Here is a 21,490-nt window from a genome sequence, read left to right on the forward strand (position 1 = left end):
AATCGGTCTGGACCGGGACGCGGCGAAGCCTTAGGGCGAAGTTATGACCTCGATCTCGGCTCCCCGCACGCGGCGTCACGCCGTGACGATGCGCGAACATTTTCGCGCAACGCTCGTGCTCGGGTTGCCGCTGGTCGGCACGAACCTCGCGGGTTTCCTCGTTCATCTGACCGACACTCTGATGCTGGGCTGGTATGACGTGACGGCGCTGGCTGCGGCCACGCTGGCCACGACGTTCTGGTTCTCGCTCTTCATCCTTGGCGCGGGTTTCGCCAATGCGGTGATGCCTATGGTGGCGGCGGCCGATGCCGAAGACGACTCGATGCGCGTGCGCCGGGTCACGCGCATGGGGCTTTGGCTGTCGGTGTTCTTTGCCGCGCTGGTGATCCCGATCCTGTTCTGGTCGGAGGCGATGTTCATTGCCATCGGGCAGGAACCCGAGATCGCGGCCCTCGCGCAGCGCTACCTGAGGGTGGCGGCCTTCGGGCTGATCCCGGCACTTGCGGTGATGGTCCTGCGGTCGTTTCTCGCGGCGCTTGAACGCACGGCCTTCCTGTTGTGGATCACGCTCTTGGCGATCGCGCTGAATGCACTGATCAACTATGCGCTTATCTTCGGCAATTGGGGCGCGCCCGAGATGGGGATCCGCGGTGCGGCCGTTGCCTCGATCCTCGTACAAAGCTTCTGGCTTGTGCTGATCGCGGGATACGTGATGCGGGTGCTCCCGGATTACGAGCTGTTCCGTCGCTGGTGGAAAAGCGATGCAGAGGTGATGAGCCAGGTCTTCCGGCTTGGCGTTCCGATCGGTCTGACCGGTGTGGCGGAAAGCGGCCTGTTTCTGGCTTCGACCGTTCTGATGGGTGTTCTGGGCGAGGTGCAGCTTGCCGCCCACGGGATCGTGCTTCAGGTGGCAGGTCTGATGTTCATGTTCCATCTGGGGATGAGTCAGGCCGCCACCGTGCGCGCCGCCGCCGCGTTCGGCCGCAAGGACGAAACCTCCCTGCGGCGCGCGGGTGTCGCGGCGATCTGGGCCAGCACGGTCTTTGGCTGTCTGACGGTCATGATCTTTCTCGTCTTTCCCGAGCAGATCTCGGCGATCTTCATCGACCCCGACGATCCGCTGCGCGATCAGGTGCTGGCCGTGAGCATCACGCTCATGGCGCTGGCGGCGCTGTTTCAGATGGTCGATGCGGCGCAGGTGATGGCGATCGGGCTCTTGCGCGGGGTGCAGGACACGGCGGTGCCTTTCTATATCGCCGTGTTCAGCTACTGGGCCATCGGTATCCCGATCAGCTATGTTCTGGGGATCTATACGCAGCTGGGTTTTGTCGGCATCTGGCTTGGCCTTGTCTTTGGCCTGACCTTTGCGGCCATCCTGCTGATGGTACGGTTCTGGCGGCGCGCGGTGCGGATCACCTGATCCGGGCCAACCGGCCTATTCCGCCGCGTTCCTCTCTGGTGCCGGGGCGTCCTTCAAGAGGCGGTCCGCCTTTTTGCGGACAAGGACCGTGCGCAGGTCATGCATCGCAAGAAGCAGCTTGTCCGTGACCTCTTCGAGATCGTCGTCCGAGGCGCGCGTCTGCGCCCATTGCGCTGTCAGGTTCAGGTGATCGACCGTGCGGTGGATATCCTCGATGTCGCGGCGCGCCAGATGCGCGATCCGGTCTTCCATCCAGGACTTGATAACGGCGAGATCCTCGTCCGACAGGGTGCGGTCGCCGTGGGCGTTGATCTTGCCGTTCTTGACGTTGATCGCGGCGATCTGGTCCATCTCGATCCGGCGTTGCCGGTTCTCGGTATCGACCCGATAGACCGCGGCCCCGTTCTCACGGATGCGGAAGTAGTACTCGGGAAGATCTGCGCTCATCTCGCCCCTTTAAAAACGTCTCAACTCAAACCGTCACAGAAACTCTGGACCCGCCGACACGCTTCGGCAAGGACCGTGTCAGAGCTAGCGTAGCTTACCCGGAAGTTCGGGGAAAGTCCGAAGGCTGCGCCAAACACAACCGCGACCCCGGTCTCGTCCAGCAGGGCTGTGGCGAAATCCTCGTCGGTTTCGATTTTCACGCCGCCCGCGCTGGTCTTGCCGATACAGCCCGAGATGTCGGGATAGACGTAGAACGCGCCCTCGGGCACCGGGCAGGAGATGCCCTTCGCCTCGTTCAGCATCGAAACCACCAGATCGCGCCGCCGCTGGAACAGGACCCTGTTGTCGGCAAGGTAATCCTGCGGCCCGTTCAGCGCGGCCATCGCGGCATATTGCGAAATCGTGCAGGGATTCGATGTCGATTGAGACTGGACTTTGCGCATCGCGGCGATCAGGGCGGCAGGCCCGCCGGCATAGCCGATCCGCCAGCCTGTCATCGCATAGGCCTTTGACACCCCGTTGACCGTGAGCGTCCTGTCGAACAGCCGCGGTTCGACCTCGACTGGCGTGCAGAACACGAAATCGTCGAAGACGAGGTGTTCGTACATGTCATCTGTCATGACCAGAACATGCGGGTGCCGCATCAGCACATCGGTCAGCCCCTTGAGTTCATCGCGGGAATAGCCCGCGCCCGAGGGGTTTGACGGCGAGTTGAACAGGAACCACTTGGTGCGCGGCGTGATTGCAGCCTCGAGTTGATCGGGCGTGATCTTGAAGCCCGTCTCGAGCGTGGCGGTCACCGTGACCGGGGTTCCGCCGGCCAGCAGGACCATGTCGGGATAGCTGACCCAATAGGGGGCCGGTATGATCACCTCGTCGCCCGGATCGAGCGTGGCCATGAAGGCATTATAAAGAACCTGCTTGCCGCCGGTGCCCACGGTGATCTGGTCGGGGGTATAGCGCAGGCGGTTTTCGCGGGCGAATTTCGTGCAGATCGCGGTCTTGAGCTCGGGGATGCCATCGACGGCGGTGTATTTGGTCTTGCCCGACTGGATCGCGGCGATGCCCGCATCCTTGATGTGCTGCGGTGTGTCGAAGTCCGGCTCCCCGGCGCCTAGGCCGATCACGTCCTTGCCGGCGGTGCGCAATTCCGCGGCGCGCGTGGTCACGGCGATCGTGGGCGAGGGCTTCACACGGGCAAGGCTTGTCGAGATCAGTGGCATGAGCGTCGGTCTTTGACTGGAGATCAGGGCGTTGTGCTGTCATATGTCCGGGGCACGCACCGATCAAGCGATATGGAGACCGCGATGACTTCGCAGAGCGACGATCACGACCACATTCCGCCCGGGACCGAATTTGTCGTCGGCGAGACTGACGAGACCGGCTGGTATGCAGAAGACGCGGCGACACTCGGCGACAGGTTGTCAGGCGCCCGCGAGGCCGCAGGGATCAGCCGCTCGGCCCTTGCGCAGAAACTGGGTGTGAAACCGGGGACACTGCGCAAATGGGAGGACGACCTTTCCGAGCCGAGGGCCAACCGGCTCCAGATGTTGTCGGGTCTGTTGGGCGTGTCGCTCAGCTGGCTGATGACGGGGCGCGGTGAAGGGCCGGACGGGCCCGAAGACGTGGTGGCGATGCCCGCGGACGTGGCCTCCGCGCTGGCGGAAATCCGCGAGATCCGGGCCCGGCTCGAAACCACATCGACCCAGCTGGGCCGGCTGGAAAAACACCTGCGCAGCTATATCCAGAGCCAGCAATGACCGAGACCCCCGAAACCCGGCTGCGCCGGCTCAAGATGCGATCGATCCGGCGCGGAATCCGCGAGATGGACCTGATCCTGACCGATTTCGTCGAGCGTGAGCTGGGCGATCTGACCGCAGCGGAGCTTGATCTTTACGAAGACCTGCTCGAGGAAAACGACCACGACATCTATGGCTGGATCAGCGGGCGCGACACGGTGCCCGGCCGATATTCGGATCTGGTCGGCCGGATCGCGGGCGGGGCCACCGGGCTGACCCGACCGTGATCGCCCGAGCGATTTGACTAAAGTTCTTTGTTTTCAATCCGGGGCGCCGGGGTCATTCTCGGCGTCCTTAACCCGTTGTTGGGTCTTCTCCGTCACAAGCATTTGCGACAAATGGACGGAGTTCTCGACATGGTTCTTCATTCGCGGATGGACGATCCGCATCTGAAATCGCAACAGACCGCCTTCGTGGCCAGCTACCTCGAGGTTCTGACTCTGGTCGAGCGGCTGCACCGGCTCTTGCTCGACGTGATCAAGGACGAATTCGAGCGTGTCGGCGTGCTCGAGATCAACCCGGTTCAGGCGTTGTTGCTGTTCAACGTCGGCGACAACGAGGTGACAGCGGGAGAGCTGAAATCCCGGGGCTATTACCAGGGCTCCAACGTCAGCTACAACCTCAAGAAGCTGGTCCAGATGGGCTACATGCATCATCAGCGCTGCGAGATCGACCGCAGGTCGGTTCGCGTGCGGCTGACGGAAAAGGGGCGCGAGATCCGCAATATCGTGGGCGAGCTGTTCGACAACCACTCCGCCGGATTGATCGGGCGCGGTGCTCTGGACCTGGAAGGTCTCGACACGATCAACACATCGCTGCGCCGTGTCGAACGCTACTGGAGCGATCAGATCCGCTATATCTACTGAGCAATGAGCGGCGCCGCTCCCGGCGCGGTCTCCGCCTGACCGAGGACGATACTCGTCAGTTCGCGAAGCAACTTGCGGGTCATCGCGGCTTCGTAGTCCGCATAGCCGAAGGCCGCCTCGACAAAGGCGCCCGGCCCCCGGATGACATAGGCTTCGTAATAGGCCGCGAGATCGCCGACCTGCCGGTACTGCCGATCCCGGTCCAGTGCTGAATCCGCGACCACAAGACCGTTGACCGTGATCGGCCCCACGCCCGCCGGCTGGGAGATCCCCTTCGGGCGCGGTCCGCTGTTCGATGGCCCGTCGCCCGACAGATCGAGCGTCAGGGTCAGGCAGTCCGCCTGATCGGTCAGCAGATCGAAGCCGGTCTGCATGGCAGAGCCGATCGCCGTCGTGTGGCTGTCGGGCCGCCGCTGCGCACCGGCGATCGTCAGGACGACCCGGTCAAGCGTCACGGCGTCGGTGATCTCGGTAAAGGGCAGGATCAGATGCTGGCTGAGAGGTCCGCTCCATTCGTAGACGGCAATCCGGACCGGAAATTCCGGCGTGGACAGGAGCATGTCGCGCACCTCTGGATTGTCGAGCGATCGGGCAAGCCCCTCGACCTGCATCCTGTATTCCGTCCGGTCGACCGAGCCCGACACATCGAGCCCCAATGCCAGTGCCTGCCGGCAGGCCGCATTGCCTGCCGATGCCGCGCCCACGGTGAGGGCAAGGCCAAGAAGGAGCGCCCGGATCATCCGCGCTGCCTGTCTGCGAGAGCTGCGGGCAAGGGCGCGGCGCCAATCACCTGTACCCGCAATTCGGCCAGAAGCTTGCGGGTCATGGCCCGCTGGAAATCCTCGAAGCCGGCGGCGATCTCGACAAAGGCGCCGGGACCCCGGATCAGTTCGTCGCGGTAGTAGGGCACAAGATCGAGCCCGCCTTCGTCGGTGATGATCGCAAGCCCGTTCACGGTGACCCCATCGAGCGGAAAGAGGGCAAAGGCGCGGTCAGGCGCGACGCCCTCGTTGTTGATGCCGTCGCCCGAGACATCGATCGTCGCGGCATCGCAAACCGGGGCCTGCTCAAGCAGACGCGACGCAAAACCAAGGGCATCGCCGAGGGCCGTGGGCCTGTCGGCACGGGACCGTTTGGTGCCTTCGATCGCGCGGGCGATGTCTTCGAGGTCTTCGGCGCTCCGGATCAGTCGCCAGTTCGGGATCATCAGGGTCTGATCGCGCCGCCCGCTCCATTCAAAGACATGCAGGGCAACAGGGCGGGGGCTGGCGAGGAAGGCGTCCTGCACCTCCGGGTCCCGCAGCGCCGCTGCAAGGCCCCGCCGCTGGAGGCGGTCCTCCGCCCAGTCGACGGAGGATGAGACGTCAAGCGCCAGTATCAGCGCCAGACGGCAGGCCGCCAACGGCGCGGGCAGGGTCAGGCAGAACAGTGCCAGGGCAAGGCCGAACGCCCGCGCCATGCCCCTACCAGTGGCCCGTATTCTCCATCGAGGCCCAGGGTTCGGCGGGCGCGAGGCTGTCACCGTCCTGAAGAATCTCGATCGAGATGTTGTCGGGTGAACGGACGAATGCCATCCGGCCATCGCGCGGCGGCCGGTTGATCGTCACGCCCGCATCCATGAGATGCTGGCAGGTCTCGTAGATATTGTCGACGCTATAGGCCAGGTGGCCGAAATGGCGGCTGTCCGAGGGCAGGCCGTCATCGCCATCCCAGTTATAGGTCAGCTCGACCGGGCACTCCTCCTGGCCCGGAGGGGCCATGAAGATCAGCGTGAAGCGTCCGCCCTCGTTCTCGCTGCGGCGGGTCTCCTTCAGGCCAAGAAGTTCATAAAAGGCCATGGATTTCTCCAGGTCCTTCACCCGAACCATGGTGTGCAGGTACTTGATCGGCATTGGTTGCCTCCTCGTCGGGTTTGCGTTGATCGGAGGCAGAGTCTAGCGACGATCTCCGCGCCGTCCAGCCCCGAAGATCACAGCCTAGAACGTCGACCGAAGGCCCAACTCGACCCCGAATTCACCGACCTCGAAGCGGCTGATGTTGCTGTCGGTCGTGCCGACATTCATGCGCACCAGCGGGGAAAAGCCTGCAAAACTGTAATCGGGGAAAAGCGCCGTGACATTGCCGAACAGGCGCGTGTCCTCGCGACCATCCGGCACCAGGATGAAGCCCACAACGTAGTCGGGATAGTCGGTGTATTGCACCCCGACCGCACCGCTCAGCTGGACCGGGCCGAACTGCTCTGCCGGTGTATATCCCAGCTGAAACGTATAGCTGTTGTAGGTGTTGTTCACACTGTCGCTGTCGCGGCCCTGCCACGACAGGGTCGCGCTGCCCTGCGATCCATCCGCCATCCGGGAAACGACCGATCCCGACAGGCTGAGAACCACGTCTTCGCGTGCGAAATCATCGGGTGCAAAGCGTTGCTCGGCATAGCCGGATCCGGTCAGGCTAAGTTCGGGAGTCAGGCGGAACGTCCGATCGAGACCAAGCCGAAGATAGCTATAGTCATATTCTGCTCCCGCCCAATATCCGCCGATATCGGCGTTGATCCCGAACAGGCCGTCCTCGACGACCTGATCGTGGGCGAACGAGAATTCGAGGCGTGCGGTCGAGAATTCCTCGATCTTGACGCCTTCATCCTCGATCGCCTGAAGCGACTCGCCCACGGGGATCGGGGCACGGGCATAGACGCGCGCAGAAACCGTCTGCCGAGACTCGCTGGTTTCGTTCAATCGGTAAGTCGTGCGCAGATCGGCAAGCGCCACAAAGCCCGTCAGCGCCTGCGCCGATGCCGACAGCACCCCGACGATCGGCACGCCGTCGATGTAATTCAGCTCGGAGGTAGCGCCGCCGTTGATATTCGTCGACGGCGAGAAGGAGAGTTGGACATTCGTCGACCAGGGATTGGCCCTGCGCACCTGCCTCGCGTCGTTGGTCGTCTCGGCCACATCCTCGGGCGTCGGCGCCACGATCAGGGCGCGACGCAGCCACAGCTCTGCAAGGGTAAAGCGGTCCTCGTTGACGGCGGCGAGGGCGGCGAGGCGGGCGGCCTGATACCTGCGCGATTTTGGTGCATCACTTCGGTAGACGCGGGCGGCGGATGTTCGGGCGGTCGCGAAATCCCCCATCCGGAACGCCGCCTGCGACAGGATCGAAAGCGCGGCCATGTCATCCGAATTGCGCTCAAGGAGCGCTTCGGACAGGGCCCGGGCCTGTGCCCAATTGTTGTCGGCAAGAGACAGGGCCGCCAGTTCCCTGAGCCCCGCTGCATCGGTTCTGATCGTTTGGGCCGCCGCGGGAGCGGCGGCCAGCATAAGTGTCAGGGCAAGTCGCCCTGCAAAGCCCCCAGGAAACATCACACCTCTATTCGCGTACCAGGATGAAGCCGCCGGTTTCCTGTGCGGTCACGCCGCCGATATCGGCTTCCATGACCACGATCCCCACGATCTCGTTCGCGTTGTCGCCACCGATGATGGCATAGTAGGTGCCGGATTCATAGGCTTCGAGGGAGCCGTCGGCGCCGACGGTGAAGCTTCCAAGCTCACCGGTCACCTCACCATTGGAGTCGAGAACACCGGGCTCGATCGCGAATTGCACGGACACGCCCAGATATTCGTCGATCCCTTCTCCGATATTGAGCTGATTGCCGTCGATGTCGAAATACTGACGATCATAGATGATGCCCTTGACGGCGGACCCGTCGTTGAAATCCTCGAAATCGACAGAGACATCCATCAGCCCGTTGACGTAGTGCAGGCCCCCCGCGCCATTGAAGACGCGCATGCCCGCATAGTCGCCGGTATAGAAGGCCTGTCCGCTGGTGGGCAGTTCGACTGCCCCGTTGCGGGTATAGACGAAACCGCCAAAGCCATATTGCGCATAAGACCCTGTCCGCACGATCGCGAACTGCGATTGCGGCAGGATCTCGCCGTTCACATCGACGGTATTGGCGCTGACGCCATAGATGGCGCGATATTCAAGCTGCTCGATCTGATCGCCTGTCGAACCGTCGTTGACCACGCTGGAGGCCTCGTAGACGGCATAGACCGCGTCTCCGTTCTGGCTCAGCGTCGTGACGGCGTCGTCCCGCGTATAGATGTTGTCGCCGTCAAAGCCGATGTTGTCGACGAAGAACGTATCGTCTGCGGCGTTGTAGGCCACCTCGGTGACATAGCCGCCGCCGTCTTCTTCGTTCAGGGTTTCGGTGCGGTAGATCGAATCCGTCGAGGTCGGTGAATTGGTCCCGGGGGGCAGTTCCCTGTCCCCGTCGACGCCGAGATCCTCGTCTTCGGTCTCTTGTGCCTCTTCGGTCGTCTGTTCATCGGTGGTCTCGTCCTGCCCCTCGTTGAAGAACGGCTGGCCGTCGCCGCAGGCGGCGAGAAGTGCCAGAATGGAAATGGCGCCTAGTGTCCGGATCATGGTTTTGCCTCGTGCCCGCATTTTTTCCAAAACAATCGAAGTCAGCGCCGCTCAAGTCAATCGGAAAGGCTCACGCGCGGCGACAACCAGGACGATAGCGTTGCGAAAGTTCATCGGTGTGGCAAGAATATGGCGTTTTCCCGCCCCCCACTCGCAAGATATAGTGTGTGCGAGTCACATGAACCGAGGAGCAGCCCATGTCCGTCACGCCCGAGCAGCAGGCCGAAATCGATGCCCTCCGGGCGCAGACCCGCCCCACCTTGCGCGCCGTCTCCGACGGGATGGAGGCGCATCTCTACAAGGCGATCCCCGTGCTCGACCACGGCTTCGTGCGGGTCATCGACTATATGGGCGACGATGCGGCCATCTGTCAGGCGGCGCGCGTCAGCTATGGCAAGGGCACCAAGTCGGTCCAGAACGACGAGGGGCTGATCCGCTACCTGATGCGGCACTGGCATTCGACCCCGTTCGAGATGTGCGAGGTCAAGCTGCATGTGAAACTGCCGGTCTTCGTCGCGCGGCAATGGATCCGGCACCGCACCGCCAACGTGAACGAATATTCCGCCCGCTATTCGATCCTCGATCGCGAGTTCTATATTCCCGATCCCTCCCAGCTGGCCGCGCAATCGGTGATCAACAATCAGGGGAGGGGCGAGGCGCTCACGGGGGAGGAGGCCGCCCGCGTTCTGGCCTACCTCAAGGGCGACGCGGCGCAATGCTACGATCATTACGAGGAAATGATCTCACAGGAGGGTCAGCAGGGCCTCGCCCGCGAACTGGCCCGCATGAACCTGCCCGCCAACATCTATACCCAGTGGTACTGGAAGGTGGATTTGCACAACCTCTTCCACTTCCTGCGGTTGCGCGCGGATTCACACGCCCAATACGAAATCCGCGTCTATGCCGAGGCGATCTGCGAGGTCGTGCGCGACTGGGTCCCCGCCGCCTATGGCGCCTTCGAGGACTACCGCATGGGTGGTGCGACGCTCTCGGGCAAGGCGCTGGAATGTATCCGCCGGATGCTCAAGGGCGAGGAGGTGACGCAGGAGACATCCGGCATGTCGAAAGGCGAGTGGCGGGAGTTTCAGGGGGTTATTTTATGAATGTAGAGTTTCTTTATGATATAGTTGAGATGCTCCTGAACGGAGAGAAGAAGTTCCCGATTGGTGAATCTATGGATGAGATGTCCCTATCGCTCGGACGATTGGCATCGAATCCAGCCGATCAAGCCTCACAGACCTCGTTATCTGTAGCCATGTTGAGCCTTGAAGAGCATATCAATGCAAGGTCCATCACACTCCTGCCCGCTGAAGTGGACAGTATTTCACAGCTTGGGGGGCAGCGGTTTTTCACCAAGATTCTCCTTGAAGACGTTAGGAAAATGATCGCAGAAAACTCGCTGTCTCCTGTGGTTGCTAAGAAAGCGCTAGACGAATTGATTTCGGCTAGGCAGACTTTTATTTCGGAATTAGAAGCACTCAAGAGATCAATAGTCTACTTTGAACTTGAGGGGCGACATATCGACGATGATAAAGCTGGAGTCGGATTCAAGCTTCCTCGCAAAGTATTCTCCAACGATTTCGGTGAATTTCGCGATGAGTTGAAAACGTTTCACTTCATATTTGACTCCTTCTCGCTAATGACGAAAAAGGAGGTTGCTAGGCCCGAACTCGGGCCAATCTCTAGCAGTGATCCGCTAGTGTTTGCTATTCTGGATCCTGTCGTTGCAGCAAAAATCGCAGGTGCTGTGGCTTGGCTCCTGCATGTCTGGAAGAAGATCGAAGAGATACGCAAGCTTCGTGCGGAAACAGCAAAACTTCAAATGGACAGCTTGGTAACTGCTTTTGACGATGAGATAAAGAAAAAAATCAAGTCAGAGATAGATGAATACGCTGAAAGTATTCTAAAAGAAGAAAAAAGTAAATCGGATCGGGAAATCTCAAGTAGGATTGTGAAATCCCTTAATCTACTTTTTCAGAGAGTCGAAAGAGGCGTGACTATCGAACTAATGTTGCCGCCAAAGAAGGAAGATCTTAGCCAAAATGAGGACGAGGATGAATCGAAGCCGCAAACTGATACTGATTCCTCAATGACACGGTTGCGGGAGGTGGAGGTTGAACTCCGATTTCCAAGAGCAAATGATGTCCCGATCTTGGAGCTGGAGCAAGAAGACAATAGTCGGGCCAAATCCTAGCAAGCCAAAACTTTCTTTTTTGCGCACCAAGCCCAACCACCTGCCGTGCCATCATCCATCCACCATGACTCATTCGTGAAGTGCCGCGCCTTACGTGTAATCGCGATACAACCACCAAAACGGCCAACTCTCCGACCTTACTACAAACACTGTCTTGACGGTACTCTGTCAGCATTACGCGTCATGCCGGAGGAATGCTTTCAGCAGGGCGATGCGCGTCCGCCTGCTGTCTTGATTCCGCGCTTGGGAAACGGCTTGAAAGGGACGTGAAATTCAGAAGCGGCACCCGCCAAATTCCTGCCGCACCTCCGCGCTATCCTCCCCCCACAGGGAGGTGCCCATGTCAGGTGGTTTCAAGGCCAATCTCGCTCTGATCTTCTTCGTCGCGGCGGGGATCGTGATCATGGTCGTCTCGTTCGAGGGCACGCGCACGCCGGGCCTGTTCCACGAGGCCCCCAGCGCCGTGGGCGCCTTGCAGGAGAGGTTCGGACGGGTGCCCGTGGGCGCGGGCTTCATCGCGTTGGGGATCTATTCATGGTTTCACTGGCGGGGGCGATCCCGCTAGGCTCCTCCCATGACACCGGAACAGAGATTGCACGCGCGGCTGGCAGAGCTGGGCGCCGAGGATGCGGCGGGGGCCGAGGGGCAGAAGACGGTCGAGCTGGACCAGCAATCGGTGTGCCGCCTGTCCCGGATGGATGCGCTTCAGAACCAGGCGATGGCGCAGGCGCAGGCCCGCAGGCGCGAGGCAGAGCGGCAAAAGGTGCGCGCAGCCCTCGCCCGGCTGGCCGAGGGCGATTACGGCTATTGCACCGAATGCGGCGACGAGATCGCCCCGGCCCGGCTGGAGGCCGACCCGGCCATCGCGCGCTGCGCCGAGTGCATGGCCGCCCGCTAGGACCGCAGAGGCCAAGCCCCCCGTTCAGGCTCCGCAACGTGGCGGGGAGCCGCAAGATTGGCGGAAATCCGCCAATATGCGAGCGCGATCAGGGTTTGCGGAGGTTCCCGGCCATCTGCCGTCCGTCCCGTCCGTCGATGAGATCGAATTCGATCGGCATGTCATCGGCAAGGCCAGTCAGCCCCGCCTGTTCGACGGCAGAGATATGGACGAAGATGTCCTTACCGCCGTCTTCGGGCGCGATGAACCCGTAACCCTTTGTGGTATTGAACCATTTCACGGTGCCTTTAGGCATGACCGCAATCCTTTCTGTCTTACCCGCGCGGCCGCGGATCATTCGGACCGGTGGGGCTGCCTCGGGAATGCGAGGTTTCGCCGCTCCGGCTTGTATGTCAGACACTAGTCCACCAATTGAGAAAGGCGAATGACGGTTGCTCACAACCGCGCCATTGTGCAGGAAACGCTCAAAAAGGAGGCAAAGATGCGGTTCTTCGGCTTGAAGACATGCGATACGTGTCGAAAGGCGCTTAAATCGCTGGGCGAGGCAGGGATCACGCCCGAGGTGATCGACGTGCGCGCCGACGGCGTCAGCGCCGAGGATCGCGCCGCGATGATCTCAGCTTTCGGCGACAAGGTGATCAACCGCGCCTCGACCACATGGCGCGGCCTGTCGGAGGACGAGAAGGCCGCGGATCCCGCCGACCTGATCGCGGCCCATCCGACGCTGATCAAGCGGCCGGTGATCGAAACGAACGGCCAGTGGTTTCAGGGCTGGTCCAAATCCGTTCAGACCGAGATTCTCGGCTAGCCCAGCAAGGGAGCAGAAAGAATGCGCAACGCGGCACTCGTTCTGGGGATCATCGCCGGGATCTTTGGCATGATCGTGGGATTCGTGGGGTTCGGCTGGACCGAGGTCCTGCGCGCCGAACCCGAAGCGGCCCGCTTTTTCGACGTGGGCAATCCCGGGCTGGTTCGGGCGGCGTCGGTCATCGGCCCGATCGCGGCCATCGCCGGAGGCGCGATGGCAAAGGTCCGGGCGCTGTGGGGTGGCGTCCTACTCCTGATCTCCACCGGGCTGATGTATCTGGCCTTCGGCTTCAACGTGGCGACGATGTTCCCGATCACCATGGCCGGGATCGGCGGTCTTCTGGCGATCGCCGCCGGAAAGCCGGACGAGCCCAAGGCGCATTTCTAGGCCTGTTCAGTCCCCGGGCCGGCGGAACATCAGCCGGTCGAGTGACAGGGGGCCTGCCCCCTTGAGCACGAGGATCAGAAGCGCCAGCACCCAGAAGGCCCGCTGATCCACGATCAACGCATCCGAGGCGCGATCGAACCAAGTGCCGATCGTCGCGGCATCGGCGGAATGGCCCACAATGTCGGTCAGGCTTTGCACCACGATGAAGCCGATCATGCCGAGCGCCGCGAACCGTGTCAGAAGGCCCAGCAGGATCAGCGCGGGCAGGATGAATTCCGCGACGGTGCCGGCCACGACGACGGCCCAGTGATAAAAGCCGAACTGGCTGACGTCATAACCCACCGCTTCGAACCCGCGGGGGAATATCTGGATATAGGCGCCCGCATCGGGCTGCACGATCCCGAGGAGGCCGGGCCCCAGCTTGGTGGCCGCCGAGGCCCAGAAATACATCAGCAGAACGCCGGCGAAGACAAGACGGGCGAGCGTCGGCAGGATCGCTTCCCCCGACCGGTCGAGCCGGGCGGCGAAGCTGTGGGCGAGGGACATCATGTCAGGGGCCTTTCGGTATCTGGGCGTCAGTCTTCAAGGTCGAAGCCGGTGATCACGCCATTGGACAGCAACAGCCCGAGGAGCGCCGGGAGATCGAACTCCGGACCCGCCCTGTCGAGCGAGGCGGCAAGCGTCGCCCCCTCGATCAGAGCGGCGAGAACAGGTGCCGCGCCGGGGCCGGGATCGACGGGTCGCGGATCGAACTCGGGGCGCAGCACGAGAGCGGTCTGCTCCTTTGGCCGTGGCGCGCCGCCGCCGGCGCCGGAATTGACCCGCCAGATATCGAGGATCGGAAAGCTCGAGGTCACGAGGATGACGGCCGGGGCGAAATGCAGGCGCAGCCCGGCCATGGCCACGGGCGGAACGGCAGCCAGGCTGGCCGGGTCGATCGGGGCGGCATCCGCCGCATGATAGGAGCGTCGAAGCGCCAGTTCGAGACGCGCGACATCGGGAAGATAGGGAAGGCCTCCCGCAGGGCCGAAGTCTTCGAGAAAGGCGGGCATCTCGGCGCCGTAGTGCATCATCAGGGGCGATGCAGGCGGATGGGCACGCAGGAAGACGCCTGCCATGGCGCGAAAGAATTCGTCGCCGACCAGTTTGCGGATCACGGGGAACCCGGCCTCGAGCGCCTCTGTCAGGCTGACGGCCACGTTATTGCGATAGACGTCGAACCGCTTGCCTGCCTGCCGGCCCCGACCATCGCGCAGCCCCTGCGGGGCGGGGCGCGATGCATCCATGAGGGCCGCGGTGAATTCGGTTTGCCCCGGCATCATGATACGGCCGCCCCAAGGGCGGCATGGGCGCGGCCGGCTTCTGCCTCGAGGACGGGCCAGTCCGGCACATCCGTGTCCCATTCGATCAGGAGCGGGCGGGGCCCCGTCAGCGCCAGCGTATGATCGAGAAGCGCCCAGACCGGGTCCACGACCTCGCGGCCATGGCTGTCGATCAGCAGGGGTGCGCCGTGCTCGTCTTGATCCTCATCATGGCCGCCAAGATGGATTTCCCCCACGCGATCGAGGGGATAGGCCTCGATATAGCCTTGCGGGCTGTAGCCGAGATTGGTGGCCGAAACGAAGACGTTGTTGACATCGAGCAGAAGGCCGCAGCCCGTCCGGTCGGACACGGCGCGCAGGAATTCGGTCTCTGTCATGTCGCTGGCCTCGAAGGCGAGGTAGGACGAGGGGTTCTCGAGCAGCATCTTGCGGCCGATGGTCTCTTGCAGTTCGTCGATGTGATCGCAGACACGGGCGAGCGTCGCGGCATTGTAGGGCAGGGGCAGCAGATCGTTCAGGAAATGGCTGTCATGGGTCGACCATGCGAGGTGTTCGGAAAAGCTCGCGGGGTTGAGCCAGTCAACAAGATGGGCCAGCCGCGCCAGATGTTCGGGATCGAGCCGGCCTTCACCGCCGATCGACAGGCCGACACCATGAACCGAGATCGGGAAACGCTCTGACAGGTGCCGAAGCTGGGCCAGCGGACGACCGCCCTGGCCCATGTAGTTCTCGGCATGAACCTCGAGCCAGCCGACGCATCCGGGATCGGAGATCAGGGCGCTGTAGTGCTGGGCCTTGTAGCCCACGCCCGGAGTGTGGGGCAGGGCAGGGCGCTGGGTTGTAGCATCAAGCATGTGAGGTCTGGTCCGGTCAGAAAGGAAGGGTGGGCCGATGGCCCACCCGGTCAGTAACTTGCGCGGGGATCAGCCCGGCAGGTCGCGGTCCAGCTCTTCGAGCGAACCCATCCGCTCGACGCCGTCGGAGGCATCGGTGATGGTCATCTCTTCGCAGGTGCCAGCGGGGACCAGCGTCCAGGCGTTGCCCTGGTAATCGACAGTCGAGGTGCCGGCGCAGGTGGTGCCGGGACCGGCGGCGCAGTCGTTTTCACCGGCGAGGCTGACACCGAAGCACTTTTCCTGCTCCTGCGCGGTGGCGGTGTGCGCCAGACCGCTCAGCGCGGTGGCGAGGGAAGCGGCGATCACGAGCGACTTGGAGTGATTGGACATGGATTGTTCCTTCGAGTTTCAAATTCAGGTTAACACTCGCTGCGGAGTGATGAGCTAACATTGCGGCCGCACGCCGATCCGATCCACTCACAGGGCTGTGCATCACGGCCGCGTTAGAATGTCGCAGATTTCGTGAGCCGTCGCGGCCCGCCGCGGCGCGGCAAGCCCATGAAAAACAACGCAAGGATATCTGGGATTGTAACGAAAAGGTCGCGAGGCAGCCGGCGTTTGTTACATGATCGGTGATCCGAACCGCCGCGCCTCACGTAGACGGGGGGCAATGTTTCAGCGCCCCGGCCACATTTGATCAGTCGCGCAGGTCGGGCGGGGTCGCCTCGGCGGCCAGTTCGCGCACAACGTCATCGAGTGTGGCGACCCGCGTCTGCTTTTCGCCAAGCCGGCGCAGGGTCACCGTGCGCTCTTCGACCTCGCGGCCTCCGATGGCGAGGATCACGGGAACCTTGCCCACCGAATGTTCGCGGACCTTGTAGTTGATCTTTTCGTTGCGCAGGTCGGTTTCGGCGCGGACCCCGGCCTTGGTCAGCGCGGCTGCAACCTCGCGGCAATAATCGTCCGCGTCCGACACGATCGAGGCTACGACCACCTGACGCGGGGCCAGCCAGAAGGGCAGCTTGCCTGCATGTTCCTCGATCAGGATGCCGATGAACCGCTCGAAACTGCCGAGCGTGGCGCGGTGCAGCATATAGGGGCGGTGCTTGGCCCCGTCCTGCCCGATATAGTTCGCACCGAGCCGTTCGGGCAGGTTCGAATCCACCTGCAGCGTCCCGCATTGCCAGTTCCGCCCGATCGCGTCTGTCAGGGTGAATTCGAGCTTGGGCCCGTAGAACGCCCCTTCGCCTTCGAGCAACTCGTACTCATAGCCTGCCGCCTTGCACGCCTCGCCAAGCGCCTTTTCAAGGAAATCCCAGCTCTCGTCGCTGCCGATCCGCTGTTCCGGCCGTGTCGACAGCTTGATGGTCCAGTCATGAAAGCCGAGATCGGCGTATATCTGTGAAAGAAACGCGATGAAGCGGGCGGTTTCGCTCTCGATCTGATCTTCGGTGCAGAAGATGTGGCCGTCGTCCTGGGTAAAGCCGCGCACCCGCATGATCCCGTGCAAGGCCCCCGAGGGCTCATAGCGCGCACAAGAGCCGAATTCGGCCATGCGCAGCGGCAGTTCGCGGTAGCTTTTCAGGCCCTGATTGAAAATCTGAACATGGCAGGGGCAGTTCATGGGCTTGAGCGCATTGATCGCCTTTTCGCGGGCATGGTCCTCGTCCACCTCGACGATGAACATGTGCTCCTGGTACTTGTCCCAGTGGCCCGAGGCCTCCCACAGCTTGCGATCGACAACCTGCGGCGTGTTGACCTCGACATAGCCGCCCGCGCGCTGGCGGCGGCGCATGTAATCCTGCAACTCGGTATAGATCGTCCAGCCGTTGGGGTGCCAGAACACCTGCCCGGGCGCCTCTTCCTGCATGTGGAACAGATCCATCTCGCGGCCAAGGCGGCGGTGATCGCGCTTTTCGGCCTCTTCGAGGAAGGTGAGGTAATCCTTCAGTTGCTGACGGTTCTGGAACGCCACGCCGTAGATCCGCTGCAATTGCGCGCGATCGCTGTCGCCGCGCCAATAGGCCCCGGCGATGGACATCAGCTTCCAGCTGTCGCCCGGCACCTGCCCAGTATGCTGAAGATGCGGGCCGCGGCACAGGTCCTGCCAGTCGCCATGCCAGTACATCCGCAAAGGCTCGTCGCCCGGGATGCTCTCGATCAGCTCGACCTTGTAGGGCTCGCCGCGCTCCTTGTAATAGGCGGTCGCCTTGTCACGCTCCCATACCTCGGTGCGGACCTCGTCGCGGGCGTTGATGATCTCTTTCATCTTCTTTTCGATGAGCGCGAGATCCTCGGGCACGAAGGGCTCTGCCCGGTCGAAATCGTAGTACCAGCCGTTCTGGATGACGGGGCCGATGGTGACCTGCGTCTCGGGCCAGATCTCCTGCACGGCGCGGGCCATGATATGGGCGAGGTCGTGGCGGATCAGTTCGAGCGCCGGTGCCTCGTCCTTCATGGTGTTGATCGCGATGGCGGCATCGGCCTCGATCGGCCATTGCATGTCCCAGTGACGGCCATCGACGGTGGCGGAGATCGCCTTCTTGGCCAGCGAGGTGGAGATGTCGGCCGCCACCTCGGCGGGCGTGACGCCCGCGTCATAGGATCGTGCATTGCCATCGGGAAGGGTCAGGGAAATCTGGGTCATGCCCATGCTCCTCGTCGGTTTGGCGCCCACGGAACGCCCGGTTGCGGGTTATGTGTGGCGCGACATATGCCGCCCCGATCCGGCCCTGTCAACGGGATGGGCCGTGCCCCGTCACGCCTGTTCCCGCAAGGCCAGGGGTCCCGGCGTCTCGCGGATCGGCATGTGGATCAGGGTGGCCAGCAGGCCAAGCACGATCGCGGCCCACCACATCGGCTCGTAGCTGCCCGTCGCGTCATAGATGCGACCACCAAGCCACGCCCCGATGAAGGCGCCCGTCTGGTGGCTGAGAAAGACGAGACCCGCCAGCGTGGCAAGGAACCGCAGGCCTTGCGTCTGGGCCACAAGCCCCGTCGTCGGCGGCACGGTCGACAGCCACAACAGGCCCATCATCGCCGAAAAGGCGATGACGCTGGTCAGCGACAGCGGAACAAGGATGAAGGTCAGGATCACCACGGCGCGCGCGGCATAGATCGCCGACAGGAGTTTGCGCTTGGAGATGATCTGCCCCGACCAGCCTGACGCAAAGGAGCCCATGATATTGAACATCCCGATCAGGCCCAGCGACAGCGCGCCCGCCACGGGGGCCAGCCCCTGGTCGGCGATATAGGCGGGCAGATGGGTCTGGATGAACGAGACGTGAAACCCGCAGACGAAGAAGCCGAAGAACAGCAGCACATAGGATTTGTCGGCAAAGGCCATCCGGATCGCCATGCCAAAGCTGTCGCCGGCGCCCCCGCCGACAGTGGGGCGCGACACCCGCGCGATGAAGATCAGCGCGGGCAGCACGATCAGGTAGCTCGCCGCGATCAGTAGGATCGCGTTCTGCCACCCGATCGAGCCCTGAAGCAGCGACAGGGCAGGCGCCGCCGCGAACATCCCCGTCGAGGCCGCCGCCGTTCCGAGCCCGAGGATGAAACTGCGACGCTGGGGCGAGACGACCTTGCCAAGCGCCACGATCACCACCTGAAACGAGCAGGCCCCTGTTCCGATCCCCACGATGACGCCGGCGAGGACAAAGACCTCCGGTTCCAGAACGACCCCGCGCAACAGGAACCCCAACCCCGAGACGATGGCCCCGATGCCGAGGATGCGCGCCGCACCGAACCGGTCGGCCACCATGCCCGCCAAGGGCTGGGTGATCCCCCAGAACAGCGCCTGAAGCGCGAGCGAGAGGGAAAACACCTCTCGCGACCAGCCCAGATCCTCTGACATCGGCCTGAGAAACACGCCGAATGTCGCGGCAAAGCCAAAGCTGATGAAGGCCACGATGCACCCGGCAACAATGGCGGCCCTGATCGCCGGGTCGGCGGCGGCGGGCCGGATTTGATCTGACATCGCGGGTGGCCTTTTTGGAATGAATATCAATGCAGGCTATATCCCTGACATGACCGAGCAAAGCAATTCAACAGATCCCGCTGACCGCGCGGGAGCGCCCCTGTTCGACCGTCTGACCGGAGGCCATGAGGCCGAAGGAGGCCTCTCCGACAGCGCCCGAACGGCGGAGCTCCGCAACTTCGATCGCCACATACTGGCGCTTGCGGGCAGCAAGGTGGCCGATGGTCTGGTCGATCCCAAGCTGGTGCTGAGCTGGCTACTGACCCATCTGGGGGCTGGATCGTTCTGGACGGGGCTTCTTGTTCCGGTCCGCGAGGCCGGAGCGCTTCTGCCGCAGCTTTTCACCGCGGGCAGGATCCACGCGATGCCGCGGCGGAAATGGGCCTGGGCGGCGGGGTCCGTGGGGCAGGGGGCTGCCGCGGCGGGGATCGTCATTTCGGCGCTGACACTGACCGGCCCGGAGGCGGGCGCGGCGGTGGTGGCGCTTCTGGCGTTCCTCGCGCTCTGCCGGTCGGTCTGTTCGGTGTCCTACAAGGATGTGCTGGGCAAGACCGTCGGCAAGACCCGTCGCGGCACAGCCACCGGCACCGCCGCCTCGGTCGCGTCGGGCGCGGTGATCGTCTTTGCGCTGGCGCTGATGACAGGATGGGTCGATCGCTTTGCGCTTGTGATCGGCGCGCTGCTCCTCGCGGTTCTGGGCTGGATAATCGCGGCGCTGATGATGTCGCGGGTGGAAGAAGAGCCGCAGGCGGGCGAGCCGGAGGGCGTGGCCGCCTCGCTTGCAAAATTGTCGCTCCTGCGCGACCGGCCCCAGCTTGCCCGGTTCGTCGCTGCGCGGTCCGCGCTCGTGGGGACGGCGCTTGCACCACCCTACCTCGTGATGCTCGCCTCCGATCAGAGCGCGGCGCGGCAATTGGGGGCGCTTGTCCTCGCCTCTTCGGTGGCGTCGTTTCTGTCCTCGACAATCTGGGGCAGGCTGGCCGACCGGTCGTCGCGGCTTGTCCTGATCGGGGCGGGCCTCGCCGGAGCGGGGGCGCTGGGCCTTGCGCTGCTGGTAGAGCAGGCCGGGTTTTCGGGCACCATCTGGGCGATCCCGCTGGTTCTGTTCGGCCTGATGATCGCCTATCACGGGGTGCGGCAGGCGCGGTCGACCTATCTGATCGACATGGCGCCCGCCGATGAACGGGCGGCCTATACCGCCGTGTCGAACACCGCGGTTGGCCTGTTCCTTCTGGCAGCCGGCGCCGGTGCGGCCGGTCTGGCCGCGATCTCGGTGCCCCTTGCGCTCGGGGTTTTCATTGTGATGTGTCTGGCAGGCATATGGCTGGCGGCCGGACTGGACGAGGTGGAAAATGACTGACTATTTGCAGACCCCCGAAGGGCGTCGGATCGCATACAAACAGACTGATGGCACGGCGCCGACCGTCATCTTCTGCGGCGGCTTCAAATCCGACATGGAAGGCACCAAGGCGCTCCGTCTCGAAGACTGGGCCCGCAAGTCCGGCCGCGCTTTCATCCGGTTCGACTATTCCGGCCACGGGGGGTCGGACGGAGCGTTCGAAGACGGGGCGATCGGCGACTGGTTCGAGGATGCGCAGGCGGTTCTCGGGATGGTGGAGGGCAAGGTGATCCTCGTGGGCTCCTCGATGGGGGGCTGGATTTCGCTTCTGCTGGCGCGCGCCATGCCTGACAGGATCGCGGGGCTGGTCACCATCGCCGCCGCCCCCGATTTCACCGAAGACAGCATGTGGGCGGGGTTCTCCGACGATCAGCGCGTTGCGCTGGAGACCGAGGGGCAGGTCGCGCTGCCCTCGGACTATGGCGAGCCTTACATCATCACGCGCCGCCTGATCGAGGAGGGGCGCAGCCGGCTTGTCCTGCGTGATCCGCTCGATCTGTCGTTTCCGGTGAGGTTCCTGCAGGGCACGGCGGACGAGGATGTGGACATGTCCGTCGCCCTGCGCCTGCTGGACCACGCAACCGGCCCCGACATGCGGCTGACGCTGGTCGATGGGGCTGATCACCGGTTTTCCGATGCCGACTGCCTGTCCCTGATCGAACATTCGGTCGAAGAGGTGATCGCGCGGAGCCAGTGACGCGACGTTTCACTCT

26 protein-coding genes are annotated in these 21,490 nt (G+C 63.0%); 12 read left to right on the forward strand and 14 right to left on the reverse strand.

All coding sequences use genetic code 11. The features are described from left to right. Positions 1 to 43: 43 nt before the first annotated feature. On the forward strand, positions 44 to 1,420 hold the full coding sequence (locus EP376_RS00985) for an MATE family efflux transporter (RefSeq protein ID WP_127653675.1): 1,377 nt from the start codon (positions 44 to 46) through the stop codon (positions 1,418 to 1,420). 15 nt (positions 1,421 to 1,435) lie between these two features. On the opposite strand, the gene EP376_RS00990 is transcribed toward EP376_RS00985, so the two are convergent. Both EP376_RS00990 and EP376_RS00995 read right to left on the reverse strand, forming a co-directional pair. Further along, complete coding sequence (locus tag EP376_RS00990; RefSeq protein WP_127653676.1) at positions 1,436 to 1,867, reverse strand: hypothetical protein; 432 nt, start codon at positions 1,865 to 1,867, stop codon at positions 1,436 to 1,438. A 20-nt stretch (positions 1,868 to 1,887) separates the two neighbouring features. Beyond that, positions 1,888 to 3,090, reverse strand: a complete 1,203-nt coding sequence (locus EP376_RS00995; protein ID WP_127653677.1) for a pyridoxal phosphate-dependent aminotransferase — start codon at positions 3,088 to 3,090, stop codon at positions 1,888 to 1,890. Positions 3,091 to 3,174: 84 nt separating this feature from the next. Between EP376_RS00995 and EP376_RS01000 the strand changes: the two genes are divergently transcribed. The 3 genes from EP376_RS01000 to EP376_RS01010 all read left to right on the forward strand — a co-directional run bounded on the left by EP376_RS01000 (position 3,175) and on the right by EP376_RS01010 (position 4,532). Continuing rightward, positions 3,175 to 3,627, forward strand: coding sequence for a helix-turn-helix domain-containing protein (locus tag EP376_RS01000; RefSeq protein WP_127653678.1), 453 nt, complete (start codon positions 3,175 to 3,177; stop codon positions 3,625 to 3,627). Continuing rightward, positions 3,624 to 3,893 carry an FAD assembly factor SdhE gene (locus tag EP376_RS01005; RefSeq protein WP_127653679.1) on the forward strand — a complete coding sequence of 90 codons (270 nt, stop codon included), beginning with the start codon at positions 3,624 to 3,626 and terminating at the stop codon, positions 3,891 to 3,893. Before EP376_RS01000 ends, EP376_RS01005 begins: the two co-directional genes overlap by 4 nt. 129 nt (positions 3,894 to 4,022) lie before the next feature. Continuing rightward, complete coding sequence (locus EP376_RS01010; RefSeq protein ID WP_203330898.1) at positions 4,023 to 4,532, forward strand: MarR family winged helix-turn-helix transcriptional regulator; 510 nt, start codon at positions 4,023 to 4,025, stop codon at positions 4,530 to 4,532. Here the strand turns inward: EP376_RS01010 and EP376_RS01015 are convergent. The 5 genes from EP376_RS01015 to EP376_RS01035 form a co-directional block, all read right to left on the reverse strand. Further along, a complete protein-coding gene (locus EP376_RS01015; protein WP_127653680.1) occupies positions 4,526 to 5,272 on the reverse strand; it encodes a DUF1194 domain-containing protein in 747 nt (248 codons plus the stop codon). The genes EP376_RS01010 and EP376_RS01015 overlap by 7 nt on opposite strands. Then, the gene (locus tag EP376_RS01020) at positions 5,269 to 5,991 is read right to left on the reverse strand and encodes a DUF1194 domain-containing protein (RefSeq protein ID WP_127653681.1); all 723 of its coding nucleotides are present in this window, start codon (positions 5,989 to 5,991) and stop codon (positions 5,269 to 5,271) included. Before EP376_RS01020 ends, EP376_RS01015 begins: the two co-directional genes overlap by 4 nt. Positions 5,992 to 5,995: 4 nt before the next feature. Then, a complete protein-coding gene (locus EP376_RS01025) occupies positions 5,996 to 6,424 on the reverse strand; it encodes a VOC family protein (protein ID WP_127653682.1) in 429 nt (142 codons plus the stop codon). Between the two features lie 84 nt (positions 6,425 to 6,508). Beyond that, positions 6,509 to 7,888, reverse strand: a complete 1,380-nt coding sequence (locus EP376_RS01030; protein WP_127653683.1) for a tetratricopeptide repeat protein — start codon at positions 7,886 to 7,888, stop codon at positions 6,509 to 6,511. A gap of 7 nt (positions 7,889 to 7,895) precedes the next feature. Continuing rightward, complete coding sequence (locus EP376_RS01035; RefSeq protein WP_127653684.1) at positions 7,896 to 8,951, reverse strand: hypothetical protein; 1,056 nt, start codon at positions 8,949 to 8,951, stop codon at positions 7,896 to 7,898. 197 nt (positions 8,952 to 9,148) lie between these two features. Between EP376_RS01035 and thyX the strand changes: the two genes are divergently transcribed. The 4 genes from thyX to EP376_RS01055 all read left to right on the forward strand — a co-directional run bounded on the left by thyX (position 9,149) and on the right by EP376_RS01055 (position 12,043). Next, on the forward strand, positions 9,149 to 10,054 hold the full coding sequence (gene thyX, locus EP376_RS01040; protein WP_127653685.1) for an FAD-dependent thymidylate synthase: 906 nt from the start codon (positions 9,149 to 9,151) through the stop codon (positions 10,052 to 10,054). Then, a complete protein-coding gene (locus tag EP376_RS01045) occupies positions 10,051 to 11,145 on the forward strand; it encodes a hypothetical protein (RefSeq protein WP_127653686.1) in 1,095 nt (364 codons plus the stop codon). The genes thyX and EP376_RS01045 overlap by 4 nt, the downstream gene beginning before the upstream one ends. Before the next feature lie 340 nt (positions 11,146 to 11,485). Then, the gene (locus tag EP376_RS01050; protein ID WP_127653687.1) at positions 11,486 to 11,710 is read left to right on the forward strand and encodes a hypothetical protein; all 225 of its coding nucleotides are present in this window, start codon (positions 11,486 to 11,488) and stop codon (positions 11,708 to 11,710) included. A gap of 9 nt (positions 11,711 to 11,719) precedes the next feature. Continuing rightward, entirely contained in the window at positions 11,720 to 12,043 is a 324-nt protein-coding gene (locus EP376_RS01055) for a TraR/DksA family transcriptional regulator (RefSeq protein WP_127653688.1), read from the forward strand. Between the two features lie 88 nt (positions 12,044 to 12,131). Here EP376_RS01055 and EP376_RS01060 read toward each other — a convergent pair whose 3' ends face one another. Continuing rightward, positions 12,132 to 12,338, reverse strand: a complete 207-nt coding sequence (locus tag EP376_RS01060; RefSeq protein WP_127653689.1) for a cold-shock protein — start codon at positions 12,336 to 12,338, stop codon at positions 12,132 to 12,134. A gap of 186 nt (positions 12,339 to 12,524) precedes the next feature. On the opposite strand from EP376_RS01060, the gene EP376_RS01065 reads away from it, so the two are divergent. Next, entirely contained in the window at positions 12,525 to 12,851 is a 327-nt protein-coding gene (locus EP376_RS01065; protein ID WP_127653690.1) for an arsenate reductase family protein, read from the forward strand. Between the two features lie 21 nt (positions 12,852 to 12,872). Then, positions 12,873 to 13,238, forward strand: a complete 366-nt coding sequence (locus tag EP376_RS01070) for a hypothetical protein (protein ID WP_127653691.1) — start codon at positions 12,873 to 12,875, stop codon at positions 13,236 to 13,238. A gap of 6 nt (positions 13,239 to 13,244) precedes the next feature. Here EP376_RS01070 and EP376_RS01075 read toward each other — a convergent pair whose 3' ends face one another. The 6 genes from EP376_RS01075 to EP376_RS01100 all read right to left on the reverse strand — a co-directional run bounded on the left by EP376_RS01075 (position 13,245) and on the right by EP376_RS01100 (position 19,378). After that, on the reverse strand, positions 13,245 to 13,787 hold the full coding sequence (locus EP376_RS01075; protein WP_127653692.1) for a DoxX family membrane protein: 543 nt from the start codon (positions 13,785 to 13,787) through the stop codon (positions 13,245 to 13,247). A 26-nt stretch (positions 13,788 to 13,813) separates the two neighbouring features. Continuing rightward, positions 13,814 to 14,560 carry an HvfC/BufC N-terminal domain-containing protein gene (locus tag EP376_RS01080; RefSeq protein ID WP_203330897.1) on the reverse strand — a complete coding sequence of 249 codons (747 nt, stop codon included), beginning with the start codon at positions 14,558 to 14,560 and terminating at the stop codon, positions 13,814 to 13,816. Continuing rightward, entirely contained in the window at positions 14,557 to 15,414 is an 858-nt protein-coding gene (gene bufB / locus EP376_RS01085; RefSeq protein WP_127653693.1) for an MNIO family bufferin maturase, read from the reverse strand. The genes EP376_RS01080 and bufB overlap by 4 nt, the downstream gene beginning before the upstream one ends. A gap of 69 nt (positions 15,415 to 15,483) precedes the next feature. After that, positions 15,484 to 15,786 carry a BufA1 family periplasmic bufferin-type metallophore gene (locus EP376_RS01090; protein WP_127653694.1) on the reverse strand — a complete coding sequence of 101 codons (303 nt, stop codon included), beginning with the start codon at positions 15,784 to 15,786 and terminating at the stop codon, positions 15,484 to 15,486. A 307-nt stretch (positions 15,787 to 16,093) separates the two neighbouring features. Further along, positions 16,094 to 18,043: a threonine--tRNA ligase gene (thrS, locus tag EP376_RS01095; protein ID WP_127653695.1), complete on the reverse strand. Its 1,950-nt coding sequence runs from the start codon at positions 18,041 to 18,043 to the stop codon at positions 16,094 to 16,096. A gap of 111 nt (positions 18,044 to 18,154) precedes the next feature. Beyond that, positions 18,155 to 19,378, reverse strand: a complete 1,224-nt coding sequence (locus EP376_RS01100) for an MFS transporter (protein WP_127653696.1) — start codon at positions 19,376 to 19,378, stop codon at positions 18,155 to 18,157. 19 nt (positions 19,379 to 19,397) lie between these two features. Between EP376_RS01100 and EP376_RS01105 the strand changes: the two genes are divergently transcribed. Then, positions 19,398 to 20,738, forward strand: coding sequence for an MFS transporter (locus EP376_RS01105; protein WP_238928541.1), 1,341 nt, complete (start codon positions 19,398 to 19,400; stop codon positions 20,736 to 20,738). Further along, positions 20,731 to 21,474, forward strand: a complete 744-nt coding sequence (locus tag EP376_RS01110) for an alpha/beta fold hydrolase (protein WP_127653697.1) — start codon at positions 20,731 to 20,733, stop codon at positions 21,472 to 21,474. The genes EP376_RS01105 and EP376_RS01110 overlap by 8 nt, the downstream gene beginning before the upstream one ends. Positions 21,475 to 21,490 lie beyond the last annotated feature (16 nt).

It is taken from the genome of Alexandriicola marinus, from assembly GCF_004000435.1.
Lineage (GTDB): Bacteria > Pseudomonadota > Alphaproteobacteria > Rhodobacterales > Rhodobacteraceae > Alexandriicola > Alexandriicola marinus.